Genomic DNA, 15,491 nt, shown 5'->3' on the forward strand with positions numbered 1-15,491 from the left:
TTAAACGGCGCCGGCTTTCGGCTAATGTTGCGCCCCCCGTTTCGAGTGCCCCCGATGCCGCGCCCTGCCTGGTCCCTGTATGCCTACCAACTGATCGAGCCCGATGAGCAGCTCGATCTGTTCGCCTGCCAGGAAATCCGCGTCCATCTGGTGGCTCGTCAGCTGGAGCTGGGCGTGCCGGTCGACCGTACCCTGTGCGGTGGCCTGCTGCCGGCGCAGCCACGCTGGTCGGGGGTGCCGCGCTCAATCTACCGCGACGGCCGCCTGTGCGACCTGTGCCGCGCCATTCTCGATGCCCAGCGGCGTGGCATGCGCCCGGTGTGGCCGGAGCTGCAGAGCGGCTGAGCGTCACACCTTTCATCATCTGAAACGCTTGCATCGCGGCAATGCCTCCCGCTTGCATCGGCACAGGTGTACAATCGATTCTCTTGACCCATCTTTCGAAGGATTTACCGGATGTTGCCGCGCTTTCCTGCCGTCACCCGTAGCCTGTCCCTGGCCGCCCTGCTGGTAGCAGGCCCCGCTGCTGCGCTGGAGCTGCCACTGCCACCGCCCGGTGAAGACATCGTCGGCCAGGTGCAGGTGATCAAGGCCAAGTACGAGGACACCTTCGCCGACATTGGCACCGCCAACGACCTCGGCTACCTGGAAATGATCGCTGCCAACCCGGGTGTAGACCCGTGGTTGCCGGGCGCAGGCACCGAAATCATCCTGCCGACGCGCTACATCCTGCCGCCTGGCCCGCGTGAGGGTATCGTCATCAACCTGGCAGAGTACCGCATGTATTACTTCCCGAAAGGGCAGAACGTGGTGCATACCTTCCCGCTGGGCATCGGGCGCGAGGGCTGGGGTTCGCCGATCGCCAACACCAGAATCACCGCCAAGACGCCGAACCCGACCTGGACCCCTCCCGCGTCCATCCGTGCCGAACACGCCGCTGACGGCGACATCCTGCCGAGCGTGGTACCGGCTGGTCCGGACAACCCGCTGGGGCCGTTCAAGTTCACCCTGGGCGTACCGGGCTACCTGATCCACGGTTCGAACAAGAAGTTCGGCATCGGCATGCGTACCAGCCACGGTTGCTTCCGTATGCTCAACAACAATGTGCTGGAATTGTCGAAGATGGTGCCGGTGGGTACGCCGGTGCGCATCATCAACGAGCCGTACAAGTTCGGTATCAGTGGCGGCAAGGTCTACCTGGAGGCGCACACGCCGCTGGACGACCAGGGCAATCCGTCGGTAGTCGACAAACACACGGCGGTTATCAATGCCTTGCTCAAGCGCGAAGACCTGGCCAACAACCTGCGCATGAACTGGGACATGGTGCGTGACGTGGTGGCTGCGGAAGATGGCATGCCGGTGGAAATTGCCGTGCCCACCCAGAACCAGGGCGGCGCACCAATGGTGTCGAGCATTCCTGCAGAACTGCAGTAGGCTAATTGCGACACACCCGGGCCTGCCTTAGTGCAGGCCTTTTCGTTTCTGTCTGCCGCGTTTGCCTTTTGTGTGGGCAATAAAAAAGCCGACCCACAAGTGGGTCGGCTCCATAACAATCCGTGAGGATTATTACTTGCGGCTGGCTTTGTCCAGCATACGCAGAGCGCGCTCGTTGGCTTCGTCAGCGGTCTGCTGAGCCTTCTGAGCGGCTGCCAGTGCGTCGTCAGCCTTACGGTAGGCTTCGTCAGCACGAGCTTGAGCGCGAGCTGCTGCGTCTTCAGTCGCAGTCAGACGAGCTTCGGTTTCTTTGGATACGCTGCTGCAACCGGTAGCCAGAACTGCGGCCAGAGCCAGAGCAGAGAATTTCAGAACGTTGTTCATCGTGTTCCCCTTCAAGGACTTTCTATTAAATAGCCATCTCTCGGAAAAGAGAAACTGGCCGGCGTACATAGTACCCATTACTTGTAGTAAGTAAACTGACTAAGCGCAAGAACTGCAAAAAAAATGTTGCTTGGTGCCGTCCTGACAAGATTCGCGACAGGTACTGTGTAAAAAACGCGCAGGGCGCGCAAGCGTTTGTACTGCGGCAACTTTTTTGCTGAACTAACGGTGACTTTAACTGTCCTTCAGCGTCTTAAGCCCTAGTACATCCAGTGGGCCTGCCGGCATGCGGCCAAGAGTCGCTGTGGCTGCATTTTCGCCATTTTCAACCGCCCCACCTTGAGCAATCCCGGTTGCGGCGCCTACTATCTTGTGAGTGCCAGAGGCTCCGAACGATTGCAATCGTTCGGTGGTCGAAGGGGCAACAGGTGGCGTAGAGGATTCTGTGCCGGATAAACCACCATCGGTTAAGGTATGGGTCTGCCGAGAAGACCTGCAAGGAGTAGTGATGAGCGAAGCGCTGACCATCCACCATGACCAGGCCGGTCATCAGTTCGAGACCAACGTGGACGGTCATCGTGCCTATCTGACGTACATGGATCTGGGCAAGCAGACGCTGGACATCTATCGCACCTTCGTGCCCAACGCACTGCGCGGCCGCGGGATTGCAGCCGCGCTGACCGAGCGGGCCCTGGAGTACGCCGAACAGATGGGCTACACGGTGATTCCGTCCTGCTCGTATGTGGAGCGCTATATGGAGCGCCAGCAGCGGCATTCCAGCAAGGTCTGATTCTAAAAAAAGGCGGGGCCGCTTTGCATCCCATCGCCGGTAAGCCAGCGATGGGGCGCAAAGCGGCCCCGCCTTTTTATATCCGCTATCAGCCGCGCTTGCGCTGCGGCAGCACATCCTTCAGCTTGGCACGCATGCTGCGCAGGGTCTTCTCGGTAGCCGACCAGTCGATGCAGGCATCGGTGATCGACACACCATACTGCAATTCATCCAGGTTCTTCGGAATCGACTGGCAGCCCCAATTCAGGTGGCTCTCGACCATCAGGCCGATGATCGACTGGTTGCCTTCGAGAATCTGGTTGGCAACGTTTTCCATCACCAGCGGCTGCAGGGCAGGGTCCTTGTTGGAGTTGGCGTGGCTGCAGTCGACCATGATGTTGGCTTTGATCCGGGCCTTGGCCAGGTCCTGCTCGCACAGGGCGACGCTGACCGAATCGTAGTTCGGCTTGCCGTTGCCGCCGCGCAGCACCACGTGGCCGTACGGGTTGCCCTTGGTGGTGACGATCGATACACCGCCTTCCTGGTTGATGCCGAGGAAGCGATGCGGCTTGGACACCGACTGCAGGGCGTTGATGGCAACGGTCAGACCGCCATCGGTGCCGTTCTTGAAGCCGACCGCCGAGGAAAGGCCTGAGGCCATTTCGCGGTGGGTCTGCGATTCGGTGGTGCGAGCGCCGATGGCCGACCAGCTGATCAGGTCCTGCAGGTACTGCGGGGAAATCGGATCGAGCGCTTCGGTGGCGGTTGGCAGGCCCATTTCGGCCAGGTCCAGCAGCAGCTTGCGGCCGATGTGAAGGCCATCCTGGATCTTGAACGAGTCATCCAGGTACGGGTCGTTGATCAGGCCCTTCCAGCCGACAGTGGTGCGCGGTTTTTCGAAATACACCCGCATGACCAGATACAGCGTGTCGGACACTTCCTCGGCCAGTGCCTTGAGGCGCTCGGCGTACTCGTGGGCAGCCTTGATGTCGTGGATGGAGCAAGGGCCGACCACGACGAACAGGCGATGGTCCTTGCCGTCGAGAATATTGCGCACCACTTCACGGCCGGCAGTCACGGTCTGCAGGGCCTTGGCGCTGAGGGGAATTTCCTTCTTGAGCTGATCGGGGGTGATCAGCGTCTCGTTGGAGGCAACGTTCAAGTCATCGATCGGTAAATCAGCCATCGTGTTACTCGTCAGGTCACGGTGCCGGCCGCCAACTGTCCCCGTGCGGCCCAGCAGCAAGAATAATCGCAGCGGGGAGCCGAACCTTAGCGCGTTACTGGTGGCGGGACAATGGGCTGGGCCCCGTCCGCGTGGGGTTTTTCCGAGATGGCAGGGGTTTGCCGCAAACAGGCTGCCCAGCGCTACGCAACCTGTGTAATAAAGAGGGCTGACTTTTACCTGGAGATCGGCATGCACACGCACACACCACGCATTGGCATTATCGGCAGTGGCGCCATCGGCGGTTTCTATGGGTTGATGCTGGCGCGGGCCGGCTTCGATGTGCATTTTCTGTTGCGCAGCGAGTACCAGGTCATCCGTGAGCAGGGGCTGACCCTGGACAGTGCCGTGCACGGCACCCTGCAGATGAACGTGCAAACCTATGCCAGCGCCGCCGACCTGCCGCCCTGCGACTGGCTGCTGGTGGGAGCCAAGGCCACCAGCAATGACCAGCTGGCACCGCTGATCGTACAGGCGGCAGCACCTGGCGCCAAGGTGGTGCTGTTGCAGAACGGCCTGGGCGTGGAGGAGCAGTTGCGCCCGGTATTGCGCAACGACATCCATCTGCTTGGCGGCCTGTGTTTCATCTGCGTCAACCGCCAGGCACCTGGGGTGATTCGTCACCAGGCGCTGGGTGCGGTCAACCTGGGCTACCACAGCGGGCCGGCCAGCGATGGCGGTGCCGCGCTGGTCAAGGAGGGGGCGGGGTTGTTCCAGGCTGCGGGCATCGATTCGCAGGCCATGCCCGACCTGGCCCAGGCGCGCTGGCAGAAGCTGGTATGGAACGTACCCTACAACGGCCTGTCGGTGCTGCTCGGCGCCAGTACCACGCCGCTGATGGCCGACAGCAATAGCCGTGCGCTGATCCGGGCCTTGATGGCCGAGGTGGTGCAGGGTGCGGCGGCGTGTGGTCATGTGTTGCCCGAGGGTTATGCCGAGCACCTGTTCGACGTCACCGAGCGCATGCCCGATTACTGGCCCAGCATGTACCACGACCATGCCCACCAGCGCCCGCTGGAACTGCAGGCCATCTATGCCGAGCCACTGGCACGGGCACGGGCGGCCGGTTGCCAGTTGCCACGCATGGAGATGCTGTACCAGGCGCTGGCCTTCATGGGGCGCGGTGGCCAGGCCTGCTGAGCGCGCTTCGGGCTGGCCGGCAGTGCGCCGGACGGCCAGGCGCGCGTCCGGGGCGCTGCTAAGCTGAAGCTTGCTCTGCCGCAGCGGCAGTCGAGGAGGTCGAATGATCCGCTCCATGCTGTACGCCACTGACCTCGGTGTGTACGCCCCTTTTGTCATGCAGCACGCGTTGGCGCTGGCGCGTACCTTCGGCGCCGAGTTGTATGTGATCCATGCAGTGGAGCCCATGGGGCAGTTCGCCGAATCGCTGTTGCAAAGCTACCTCGACGAGCAGACGCTCGACCAGTTGCACAGCCAGGGGGTGAACACGGTGATGGCCAACATCGAGCAGCGTGTGCTGGAGAACTTTCGCGACGAGCTTGGCGAGGAGGCCGACCTGGCGGTGATCAAGGCGGTGCGGGTGCGCCAGGGCGACCCGGCACAGGTGATCCTCGACCAGGCGCAGCGGCTGAGTGTCGACCTGCTGATTTTCGGCAGTCACAGCGCCGGTGCGGGCGTGGACGTGCCCTTGGGGCGCACGGCGGTGCGGCTGCTGCAGCTATCGCCGGTGCCGGTGTACATGGTGCCGTTGGCACAGCACTTGGGGCGTAGGAAGGCATGAATATGGCCGTAGGCCATTTCCGTCGGTATGTAACAAAATAGTTCTAGATTTATTTCCAGAACCACTAATATAGTTATATATCGACGCTGCCTGCTGCCGCGGACTCATTGCTGAACCGAGGGGAACCTATGAAGCTTCAACAACTGCGCTACATCTGGGAAGTGGCGCACCATGACCTCAACGTGTCCGCGACGGCGCAGAGCCTGTATACCTCCCAGCCGGGTATCAGCAAGCAGATCCGCCTGCTCGAAGATGAGCTGGGTGTTGAAGTCTTTGCCCGCAGCGGCAAGCACCTGACCCGTGTCACCCCGGCCGGTGAGCGCATCATCAATACTGCCGGCGAGATCCTGCGCAAGGTCGAAAGCATCAAGCAGATCGCCCAGGAATTCTCCAACGAGAAGAAGGGCACGCTGTCCATCGCCACCACCCACACCCAGGCGCGTTATGCCCTGCCGCCGGTGATCAGCAGCTTCATCAAGCAGTACCCGGAAGTGTCCCTGCACATGCATCAGGGCTCGCCCATGCAGATTGCCGAGATGGCTGCGGACGGTACGGTTGACTTCGCCATCGCGACCGAGGCGCTGGAGCTGTTCGGCGACCTGATCATGATGCCGTGCTACAAGTGGAACCGTTGCGTGGTGGTGCCGCAGGGTCACCCGCTGGCGAAGCTGCCCAAATTGACCCTCGAAGCCGTCGCCGAATACCCGATCGTGACCTATGTGTTCGGCTTTACCGGGCGCTCGAAGCTGGACGAGGCCTTCAATCATCGTGGCCTGACACCGAAAGTGGTGTTCACCGCAGCAGACGCCGACGTGATCAAGACCTATGTGCGCCTGGGGCTGGGCGTGGGCATCGTTGCCGGCATGGCGGTGGACGCCAAGCTGGACAATGACCTGGTCGCACTGGATGCCAGCGAGCTGTTCGAGGCCAGCATTACCAAGATCGGCTTCCGCCGTGGCACCTTCCTGCGTGGCTTCATGTGCGACTTCATCGAGAAGTTCGCCCCGCACCTGACCCGTGAAGTAATGGCCAAGGCCATACAGTGCCATAACAAGCAGGAGCTGGAAGAGCTGTTCGAAGGGGTCGAACTGCCGGTGCACTGATTCGAGACTGTCGGGGCCGCTTTGCGCCCCCCTCGCGACACAAGGCCGCTCCTACAGGGGCATGCGTTTACCTGTAGGGGTGGCCTTGTGTCGTGAGGGGCAGGAAGCGGCCCGGCAATTTCAAGCCTTGGTAATCAGGTTGCCCGCGTGCAGCCCGCATTCCTTCTGGGTCGACTCTTCCCACCACCAGCGCCCCTCGCGCTCATGCTGATTCGGCAGGACCGGCCGGGTGCAGGGTTCGCAGCCGATGCTGATGAAGCCGCGCTCATGCAGGCTGTTGTAAGGCAGTTCAAGCATGCGGATATATCCCCACACCTCTTCGCTGGTCATCTGCGCCAGCGGGTTGAACTTGTACAAGGTGCGCTCGGGGGTAGAAAAGGCGCTGTCGATCTCCAGTGCCGCTACCTGGCTGCGGGTGCCCGGGCTCTGGTCGCGCCGCTGGCCGGTGGCCCAGGCGCCCACGGTCGCCAGCTTGCGCCGCAGCGGCTCAATCTTGCGGATGCCGCAGCACTCGCCGTGGCCGTCCTTGTAGAAGCTGAACAGGCCCTTTTCCTTGACGAACGGGTCGAGCTTGGCGCGGTCGGGGCTGAGGATCTCGATCGGCAGGTTGTACTGCTCGCGCACCTGGTCGATGAACCGGTAGGTCTCCGGGTGCAGGCGCCCGGTGTCGAGGCTGAACACCTTGACCTGCTTGTTCAGCTTCCAGGCCATGTCGACCAGCACCACGTCCTCGGCACCGCTGAAGGAAATCCACAGGTCATCTCCGAAGTGCTCGAAGGCGAGCTTGAGGATGTCCTGCGGGGACTTGTTGGCGTAGGTCGCGGCCAGGGCGGCGACGTCGAAGGGTTGGCTCATCAGGCGGTTTCCATCTTGGCTGTGGCGCTGTGCGCTCGTAGTAGGCTGATGGTAACAAAAAATGGCGGGGTAGACGCCGGTCACAAGCCTTGCAGCGTCTCCATCAACACCCGGACCTTGGCAATCGATTCTTCATATTCTGCCTGCCACTCGGAATCGGCCACCACCGCTCCGCCGCCCCAGCAGCAGACTTGGCCACCCTTGACCAGCAGGCTGCGAATGGCGATCGAGCTGTCCATCTCGCCGCGCACGTCCACGTAAAGCAGTGACCCGCAGTACAGTGTGCGGCGCGTCGGCTCCAGCTCGTCGATGATCTGCATGGCGCGGATCTTCGGTGCGCCGGTGATCGAGCCGCCGGGGAAGCTGTCGCCGATCAGGTCCAGGGCATCCTTGTTGCTGGCCAGTCGACCGGTGATGCTGCTGACCAGATGGTGCACGTTGGGGTAGCTTTCCAGGCTGAACAGCTCCGGCACCTTCACCGAACCGATCTCGCAGGTGCGCCCCAGGTCGTTGCGCAGCAGGTCGACGATCATCAGGTTTTCCGAGCGGTCCTTGGCGCTGTGCCGTAACTGCTCGGCATTCTGCGCATCTTCGACGGGGTCGCTGGCGCGCGGGCGGGTACCCTTGATCGGCCGGGTTTCCACCTGGCGCCGGCTGACGCGGATGAAGCGTTCGGGCGAAAAGCTCAGCAACGCGATGCCGTCAGCCAGTTGCTGGTAGCCGGAAAATGGTGTCGGGCAGGCTTTGCGCAGGGCCCGGTAAGCGTGCCACGGGTCACCTTGGCAGGGGGCGCGGAAGCGCTGGGTGAGGTTGATCTGGTAACAGTCGCCCGCCTGGATGTAGCGCTGCACCTGGTCGAACGCAGCCTTGTACTGTTCGGACTGCAGGTCACCGGCCATCGGCGCCAGCAGCTCGAAGCGGCCGTTTGCACTGTTGTCGGCGCCTTCGAACAGGCTGATCAGGCGTTCGCGTTCCTGGTCGGCCAGGCTCGGATGAAAGACCAGCTGGCTGGTCGCGCACTGGTGGTCGCTGACCAGCGCCCAGGCATACAGGCCCAGTTGCGCATCTGGCAGGCCCAGGTCGTCAACGGCCAGGCTCGGCAGCTGTTCCAGGCGCCGACCAAAGTCATAGCTCAGGTAACCGATCAGGCCGCCAGCGAACGGCAGCTCGCAGCCGTCGGGCAGTTGCGCATGGCCCAGTTGCGCCAGGCCCGCGCGCAGGCGCTGGAGGAAGGCGCGGCCATCTTCGCCAGGTTGCGCCTGCAGCTGTTGCACTGGCCAGGCGCTGAGCAGGTCGAAGCGACCGCGCTCGGCGCCGGGGCGCGCGCTGTCGAGCAGGATCGCACCGGGTGCCTGGCGCAGGCGGGCGAAAAAGGCGGCAGGATCAGGCTGGTAGGGCAGGGGATGGAGCGTGCAGGTCGGCATCAGTGTGGACGGCGATGTAAAAGCGAGGAGGGCGATTGTAGACCTGTGCAGGAAATGCGCCTAGCACTGGGCGCGACATTCGGCATCGTGTTAAGCCCGCGGGACCACTTTGCGGTCCGTCGCGACGCCAGGCTGCGCCTGCACGGTTCCCTGTAGACGCAGCCTGGTGTCGCGACGGGCTGCAAGGCAGCCCGGCGTTTTCAGCGCGGATGCACGTGGCCGAACAGCCCTTGCGACACCCGCACCCGCTGTTCGACATCCTCGGTGATGCCATCCTTGGCCAGCGCTTCCAGGTGCGCCTCGATGGCGTGGGTGCGCTGGGTGAGCCCGCAGTCGTTGGCAATCTGTATGTTCAGGCCCGGGCGGGCGTTAAGTTCCAGAATCAGCGGGCCCTTGTCCTGGTCCAGCACCATGTCGACGCCGATGTAGCCCAGGCCACACAGCTCGTAGCAGCCGGCGGCCAGCTTCATGAAGCCGTCCCAGTTTGGCAGTTGCACGCCATCGACGGCGTTGGTGGTGTCCGGGTGCTTGCTGATGATGTTGTTCAGCCAGGTGCCGCGCAGGGTCACGCCGGTGGCCAGGTCGACACCCACGCCGATGGCGCCCTGGTGCAGGTTGGCCTTGCCGCCGGACTGGCGGGTTGGCAGGCGCAGCATGGCCATCACCGGGTAACCCATCAGCACGATGATGCGGATGTCCGGTACACCCTCATAGCTGATGCTCTTGAAGATCTGGTCCGGGGTGACCCGGTACTCGATCAACGCCCGGTCGCGATGGCCGCCCAGCGAGTACAGACCGGTGAGGATGCTCGAGATCTGGTGCTCGATTTCCTCATGGCTGATGATCTTGCCCGACACTGTCCGATAGCGGTCCTCGAAGCGGTCGGCGATCACCAGGATGCCATCACCGCCGGCGCCCTGCGCCGGCTTGATGACGAAATCGCTGCGCCCGCCGATGATCTGGTCGAGCTTGTCGATTTCCTTTTCGGTTTCGATGATGCCGTACATCTCCGGCACATGGATGCCGGCCGCCAGGGCGCGCTCCTTGGTGATGATCTTGTCGTCGACGATCGGGTACAGGTGGCGCTTGTTGTACTTCAACACGTAATCCGCGTTGCGCCGGTTGATACCCATGATGCCTCGGGCCTCCAAGGCTTTCCACGTCTTGATCAGGCCAAACATCAGGCGTCAGCCTTCTTCAGGAATGCCTTGAAGCGCACGAGCTCGGTCAGGCGGTAGCCGCGGTAGCGACCCATTGCCAGCATGAAGCCCACCAGGATCAGCAGTACGGCCGGGAAGGTGAACACGAAGTACACCAGCTCCGGCACCATCATCAGCAGGTGCGCCAGGGAGGCGGCGAACAGGGTGCCGATGGCCACTTTCATGGCATGGCCGCCGCCACGCTCTTCCCAGGTGATGGACAGGCGTTCGATGGTCATGGTCAGGATCACCATCGGGAACAGTGCCACCGACAGCCCGCGTTCCAGCCCCAGCTTGTGGCTGAACAGGCTGATGGCGGCGATCAGCACCACGACGAAGGTCAGCACTACCGACAGGCGTGGCAGCATCTGCAGTTTCAGGTGCTCCAGGTAGGAACGCAGCGACAGGCCCAGGGCAGTGATCACCGTGAACAGCACGATGCCAAAGCCCAGCTGGGTTTCGCGGAAGGCCAGGGCGATCAGTACCGGGGTGAAGGTACCCAGGGTCTGCAGGCCGACCAGGTTGCGCAGCACCAGGATCACCAGTACGCCGATCGGGATCATCACCATGATCATGAAGGTTTGCTGGGTCTGCAGCGGCAGGCCGTACAGTGAATACTCGAGGAAGTCGGCGTCGGTATTTTCGTCGGTCAGCTTGGCCAGGCGGATGGCGTTCATCTCGCTGTTGTTCATGCTGAAGGTGACGTTGGCCTTCTTGCCGCCATCGACGGTGATCAGGTTGTCGTCACCGGTCCACCACAGCAGGCGGTCGCTGGGCAGGCCTTGCTCGCCGGTGTCCGGGTTGAAGTACAGCCAGTCGGTACCGTTGAAGCTGCGCAGCCACAGTTCCGGGGTTTGCGGCGTGTCGGCCACCAGGCGGATGGTGTGCACCTTCTCCATCGGGACGTGGGCGATCGACAGCAGCAGGTCAATGACCTGGGCCTTCTTCATGGCCGTGGTGTCGCCGCCCAGCAGCAGCTTGACGTTGTCATCGTTGAGGTTGTTGACCCGCTTGATGGTCTCGCTGACGAAGGTCTCGACGTCGGCCGAGTGCTGGCGGATGGGGGCCATCAGCGCCTCGGCGGCGATCTTCTCGGGGCCCTCCACGGCCAGGCTGTCACGGAAGGTCGGGCCTTTGACCGTGGTCTTTTCCTTGCTGTAACGCTTGGTCAAGACCAGGCGGTAGTAGAGGGTCTGGTTGCCGCTGGCGCGGCGCGCCGACCAGGTGACCTTGCGGTTGCCGTCGGCACGGTTGACGCTCACCCCATAGTTATTGGAGATGAAGCTCTCGTTGAGGCTGACGTAGTCGCGGTTCAGCGGTGGCACGAACATCTGTACCTTGACCGGGTCCTTGGTGCTGGCCACGAACTCGACCTTGGCGTCGATGTTCCACAGGTCGTCTGTTTCATCCTCGGTGACCGGGATGCCGAGAACGAAGATCTGATAAGCGGTGACCGCCACGCCCAACAGCACCAGCACGGTGATCAGGACTTTCAGATGGAGGGTAAGAGAGCGCATCGGGATTACTCTGCTTTGGGAGCGTCGGTGGCACAGGCAGGTTTGCCGGCCGCGTATTTAAGGCTTGGGTCGACCAGCGCGTCGAAGTGCTTGAGCGCCTCGGAGCCGATCAGCAGCGGGAACTGGAAGGCGCTGCGGTCGGTGAGGTTGACTTCGATGGTGCGCACGGCCTGGCCCATGCAGATCTGGAGTTCGATTACCGGCCGGGCCGTGTAGGCCTTGCCCGATTCCGCATCATAGTCACCCGCACGGCGCTTGATCTTGCTGACCCGCGCCAGCGGGCGTTCGATAGGGTGGGAATGGGCGGCGTCGATGGCCAGGTAGAAGCGCACCCAGCTTTCGCCGTTGCGCTTGAAACGCTTGATGTCGCGGGCACTGAGCGAGGCGGTCTTGGCGCCGGTGTCGAGCTTGGCGGCCACTTCCAGGTCAAGGTCGCCCAGGCGTGCATATTCGTTGAGACCGTAGACGGTCTTGCCTGCGGCCTGGCCAAGGGCCGGCAGCAGGGTCAGGCAGAGCAGCAGTAGAACGGGTGTAGGTCTCATATTCCTGGCGCGATGCAGTGCAAGGTTCGGGGCTTTCCAGGCGCTCTCCTCAGAGCGATCTTCAAGCCATGTTCAGAGCAAGGCGACTGGCAACGACTGCGCAAGCTTCCTCGTTCATCTGTCGACAACATGAATGGATGACAGACGGGTTATCCATGCTCCAACGGAGGCGCGGCATTCTATCACGCCGACGTCTTGACGCCAGCGGTGCGCGATCTGACAGCGGCAGCGCGGCGTTAGTTCGTTCTTAGACAATTGTCGACAATATTCATTTTGTCTTTGACGGGCGCGGTCGGATTCGCTAATTTCTGGCGAAGAGATTGGCAAGGTGTCGACAATATGCAGGACCTAACCAGCCCCAGCCCGGTGCTGACAGACGAAACGGAAACCTTGTCCGAAAACGTCTTTCGACGCATTCAGGCGGCCATCGTCAAGGGCGAGATCGCCCCCGGCAGCAAGATTTCCGAGCCGGAGCTGGCGCGCACCTATGGCATCAGCCGCGGGCCGTTGCGCGAGGCCATCCACCGCCTCGAAGGGCAACGCCTGCTGGTGCGCGTGCCGCATGTTGGCGCGCGGGTGGTGTCGCTCAACCACGCCGAACTGATCGAGCTGTATGAAATTCGTGAATCGCTGGAAGGCATGGCCTGCCGCCTGGCCGCCGAGCGCATGAGCCAGGCCGATATCGACGAACTGCGTCGGGTCCTCGACACCCATGAGCGCGATGCGGCCTTCCAGGCTGGCCTGGGTTACTACCAGCAGGAAGGCGACTATGACTTCCACTATCGGATCATCCAGGGCAGTGGCAACCAGACCCTGGTGAAGATGCTGTGCGGCGAGCTGTACCAACTGGTGCGCATGTACCGCATCCAGTTCTCGGCCACGCCGAACCGGCCGCGCCAGGCCTTTGCCGAGCACCACCGCATTCTCGACGCCATCGCCGACCGTGACGGCGAGCTGGCCGAACTCCTGATGCGCCGCCACATCGGCGCGTCCAAGCGCAACATCGAGCGTCATTATCTGGACGCCCAGAACAACAGCCCACGAGGTGAGAAATGACTGTGAAGAGCACCCCCGGTCAGCGTTTCCGCGACGCCGTTGCCGCAGAACATCCGTTGCAGGTGGTAGGCGCCATCAACGCCAACCATGCGCTGCTGGCCAAGCGCGCCGGCTTCAAGGCCATCTACCTGTCCGGTGGCGGCGTGGCCGCCGGCTCGCTGGGCCTGCCGGACCTGGGCATCAGCAACCTCGATGACGTGCTCACCGATGTACGCCGCATCACCGACGTGTGCGACCTGCCCCTGCTGGTGGATGTCGACACCGGGTTCGGGGCCTCGGCCTTCAACGTCGCCCGTACCGTGCGTTCGATGAGCAAGTTCGGCGCTGCCGCCATCCACATCGAGGATCAGGTAGGCGCCAAGCGTTGCGGCCACCGCCCCAACAAGGAAATCGTCAGCCAGCAGGAAATGGTCGACCGCATCAAGGCCGCGGTCGATGCCCGTAGCGATGACAGCTTCGTGATCATGGCGCGTACCGATGCCCTGGCCGTCGAGGGCCTGAACGCTGCGCTGGACCGCGCCGCCGCCTGCGTCGAGGCCGGCGCCGACATGATCTTCCCGGAGGCGATTACCGAACTGCAGATGTACAAGACCTTCGCCAACCGGGTGAAGGCACCGATCCTGGCCAATATCACCGAGTTCGGTGCCACGCCGCTGTACACCACCGAAGAGCTGGCCTCGGTCGATGTGTCGCTGGTGCTGTACCCGCTGTCGGCCTTCCGTGCCATGAACAAGGCGGCCGAGAACGTCTACACCGCGCTGCGTCGCGACGGCACGCAGAAAAACGTGATCGACACCATGCAGACCCGCATGGAGCTCTACGATGCCATTGGCTACCACGCCTTCGAGCAGAGCCTGGATGCGCTGTTCGCCCAGAAGAAAGGTTGAAGATCAGAGATCCTGACTGTAGCGGCTGGCCTCTTCGCGGGTGAACCCGCTCCCACCAGGACACTACGGGCAGCGAATGCTACACAGGGCCTGTAGGAGCGGGTTTGCCCGCGAAGAGGCCGGCACAGGTTCAACGATCAGGCAGAATTTCCATAACAAGTTCAAGAAAGGAGAAACACCATGGCCGAAGCAAAAGTACTCAGTGGCGCAGGCCTGCGCGGCCAGGTGGCCGGCCAGACTGCATTGTCCACCGTGGGCCAGGCCGGTGCCGGGCTGACCTACCGGGGTTACGATGTGCGTGACCTGGCTGCCGCTGCCGAATTCGAAGAAGTCGCCTACCTGCTGCTGTACGGCGAGCTCCCGAGCAAGGCCGAACTGGCCGACTACAAGCGCAAGCTCAAGGGCCTGCGTGACCTGCCGCAGGCGCTGAAGGAAGTGCTCGAGCGCATCCCTCGCGATGCCCACCCGATGGACGTCATGCGCACCGGTTGCTCGGTGCTGGGTACCCTGGAACCCGAGCTGACCTTCGAGGCCCAGCGCGAGAAGACCGACCGCCTGCTGGCGCTGTTCCCGGCCGTGATGTGCTACTGGTACCGCTTCACCCACCACGGCGTGCGCATCGACTGCACCAGCGACGAAGACACCCTCGGCGGGCACTTCCTGCACCTGCTGCACGGCAAGAAGCCCAGCGCCCTGCACGTCAAGGTGATGAACGTGTCGCTGATCCTTTACGCCGAGCACGAATTCAATGCCTCCACCTTCACCGCCCGCGTGTGTGCCTCGACGCTGTCTGACCTGTACTCGTGCGTCACTGCCGCCATCGGCTCGCTGCGCGGCCCGCTGCACGGTGGCGCCAACGAGGCGGCAATGGAGCTGATCGAACGCTTCCAGAGCCCGCAGGAAGCCACTGCCGAGCTGCTGCGCATGCTTGAGCGCAAGGACAAGATCATGGGCTTTGGCCATGCCATCTACAAAGAGTCCGACCCGCGCAACGAGGTGATCAAGGGCTGGTCGAAACAGCTGGCCGACGAAGTGGGTGACAAGGTGCTGTATCCCGTCTCCGAAGCCATCGACAAGACCATGTGGGAGCAGAAGCGCCTGTTCCCCAACGCCGACTTCTACCATGCCTCGGCTTACCACTTCATGGGTATCCCGACCAAGCTGTTCACCCCGATTTTCGTCTGCTCCCGCCTGACCGGCTGGGCGGCGCACGTCTTCGAGCAGCGCGCCAACAACCGCATCATCCGCCCGAGCGCCGAGTATGTCGGTGTCGAGCAGCGCCAGTTCGTGCCGATCGAACAGCGCTGAATTAGATAGAGAGAGGCAACCCGTCGCCCTTGTGGGAGCGGGCTTGC

General features: G+C 62.6%; 16 protein-coding genes. 9 read left to right on the forward strand and 7 right to left on the reverse strand.

The window, feature by feature from the left end:
• Positions 1 to 54 precede the first annotated feature (54 nt).
• Positions 55 to 345 carry a hypothetical protein gene (locus B4L76_RS20045; protein ID WP_225777168.1) on the forward strand — a complete coding sequence of 97 codons (291 nt, stop codon included), beginning with the start codon at positions 55 to 57 and terminating at the stop codon, positions 343 to 345.
• A gap of 111 nt (positions 346 to 456) precedes the next feature.
• Entirely contained in the window at positions 457 to 1,434 is a 978-nt protein-coding gene (locus tag B4L76_RS20050) for a L,D-transpeptidase family protein (protein ID WP_296234911.1), read from the forward strand.
• 132 nt (positions 1,435 to 1,566) lie between these two features.
• Here B4L76_RS20050 and oprI read toward each other — a convergent pair whose 3' ends face one another.
• Complete coding sequence (gene oprI / locus B4L76_RS20055; RefSeq protein WP_003259780.1) at positions 1,567 to 1,818, reverse strand: outer membrane lipoprotei OprI; 252 nt, start codon at positions 1,816 to 1,818, stop codon at positions 1,567 to 1,569.
• A gap of 508 nt (positions 1,819 to 2,326) precedes the next feature.
• Between oprI and B4L76_RS20060 the strand changes: the two genes are divergently transcribed.
• Entirely contained in the window at positions 2,327 to 2,608 is a 282-nt protein-coding gene (locus B4L76_RS20060) for a GNAT family N-acetyltransferase (protein ID WP_025338432.1), read from the forward strand.
• Between the two features lie 88 nt (positions 2,609 to 2,696).
• Here the strand turns inward: B4L76_RS20060 and B4L76_RS20065 are convergent, their stop codons facing one another.
• A complete protein-coding gene (locus tag B4L76_RS20065) occupies positions 2,697 to 3,773 on the reverse strand; it encodes a 3-deoxy-7-phosphoheptulonate synthase (RefSeq protein WP_296234921.1) in 1,077 nt (358 codons plus the stop codon).
• Positions 3,774 to 4,004: 231 nt separating this feature from the next.
• On the opposite strand from B4L76_RS20065, the gene B4L76_RS20070 reads away from it, so the two are divergent.
• From B4L76_RS20070 to cysB, 3 genes are all read left to right on the forward strand, one after another.
• Positions 4,005 to 4,952 carry a putative 2-dehydropantoate 2-reductase gene (locus B4L76_RS20070; protein ID WP_296234923.1) on the forward strand — a complete coding sequence of 316 codons (948 nt, stop codon included), beginning with the start codon at positions 4,005 to 4,007 and terminating at the stop codon, positions 4,950 to 4,952.
• 103 nt (positions 4,953 to 5,055) lie between these two features.
• On the forward strand, positions 5,056 to 5,553 hold the full coding sequence (locus B4L76_RS20075; protein ID WP_225777171.1) for a universal stress protein: 498 nt from the start codon (positions 5,056 to 5,058) through the stop codon (positions 5,551 to 5,553).
• 128 nt (positions 5,554 to 5,681) lie between these two features.
• Complete coding sequence (cysB, locus tag B4L76_RS20080; RefSeq protein WP_225777172.1) at positions 5,682 to 6,656, forward strand: HTH-type transcriptional regulator CysB; 975 nt, start codon at positions 5,682 to 5,684, stop codon at positions 6,654 to 6,656.
• Positions 6,657 to 6,776: 120 nt separating this feature from the next.
• Here cysB and B4L76_RS20085 read toward each other — a convergent pair whose 3' ends face one another.
• The 5 genes from B4L76_RS20085 to B4L76_RS20105 form a co-directional block, all read right to left on the reverse strand.
• On the reverse strand, positions 6,777 to 7,511 hold the full coding sequence (locus B4L76_RS20085) for a phosphoadenylyl-sulfate reductase (RefSeq protein ID WP_296234926.1): 735 nt from the start codon (positions 7,509 to 7,511) through the stop codon (positions 6,777 to 6,779).
• 80 nt (positions 7,512 to 7,591) lie between these two features.
• Positions 7,592 to 8,935 (reverse strand): aminodeoxychorismate synthase component I, encoded by a 1,344-nt coding sequence (gene pabB / locus B4L76_RS20090; protein ID WP_296234927.1) that lies wholly within the window; start codon positions 8,933 to 8,935, stop codon positions 7,592 to 7,594.
• Between the two features lie 200 nt (positions 8,936 to 9,135).
• Positions 9,136 to 10,116 carry an alpha-L-glutamate ligase-like protein gene (locus B4L76_RS20095; RefSeq protein ID WP_296234928.1) on the reverse strand — a complete coding sequence of 327 codons (981 nt, stop codon included), beginning with the start codon at positions 10,114 to 10,116 and terminating at the stop codon, positions 9,136 to 9,138.
• Complete coding sequence (locus B4L76_RS20100) at positions 10,116 to 11,651, reverse strand: inactive transglutaminase family protein (RefSeq protein WP_296234929.1); 1,536 nt, start codon at positions 11,649 to 11,651, stop codon at positions 10,116 to 10,118. The genes B4L76_RS20095 and B4L76_RS20100 overlap by 1 nt, the downstream gene beginning before the upstream one ends.
• A gap of 5 nt (positions 11,652 to 11,656) precedes the next feature.
• A complete protein-coding gene (locus tag B4L76_RS20105) occupies positions 11,657 to 12,193 on the reverse strand; it encodes an ATP-dependent zinc protease (protein WP_296234930.1) in 537 nt (178 codons plus the stop codon).
• A 339-nt stretch (positions 12,194 to 12,532) separates the two neighbouring features.
• On the opposite strand from B4L76_RS20105, the gene B4L76_RS20110 reads away from it, so the two are divergent.
• The 3 genes from B4L76_RS20110 to prpC all read left to right on the forward strand — a co-directional run bounded on the left by B4L76_RS20110 (position 12,533) and on the right by prpC (position 15,444).
• Positions 12,533 to 13,249: a GntR family transcriptional regulator gene (locus B4L76_RS20110; RefSeq protein ID WP_296234931.1), complete on the forward strand. Its 717-nt coding sequence runs from the start codon at positions 12,533 to 12,535 to the stop codon at positions 13,247 to 13,249.
• The gene (gene prpB / locus B4L76_RS20115; protein WP_296234932.1) at positions 13,246 to 14,136 is read left to right on the forward strand and encodes a methylisocitrate lyase; all 891 of its coding nucleotides are present in this window, start codon (positions 13,246 to 13,248) and stop codon (positions 14,134 to 14,136) included. Before B4L76_RS20110 ends, prpB begins: the two co-directional genes overlap by 4 nt.
• A gap of 180 nt (positions 14,137 to 14,316) precedes the next feature.
• Positions 14,317 to 15,444: a bifunctional 2-methylcitrate synthase/citrate synthase gene (gene prpC / locus B4L76_RS20120; protein ID WP_296234933.1), complete on the forward strand. Its 1,128-nt coding sequence runs from the start codon at positions 14,317 to 14,319 to the stop codon at positions 15,442 to 15,444.
• The last annotated feature ends 47 nt before the right edge of the window (positions 15,445 to 15,491 follow it).

Origin of the sequence: Pseudomonas sp. UBA4617, assembly GCF_002386445.1 — a bacterium.
Classification (GTDB): domain Bacteria; phylum Pseudomonadota; class Gammaproteobacteria; order Pseudomonadales; family Pseudomonadaceae; genus Aquipseudomonas.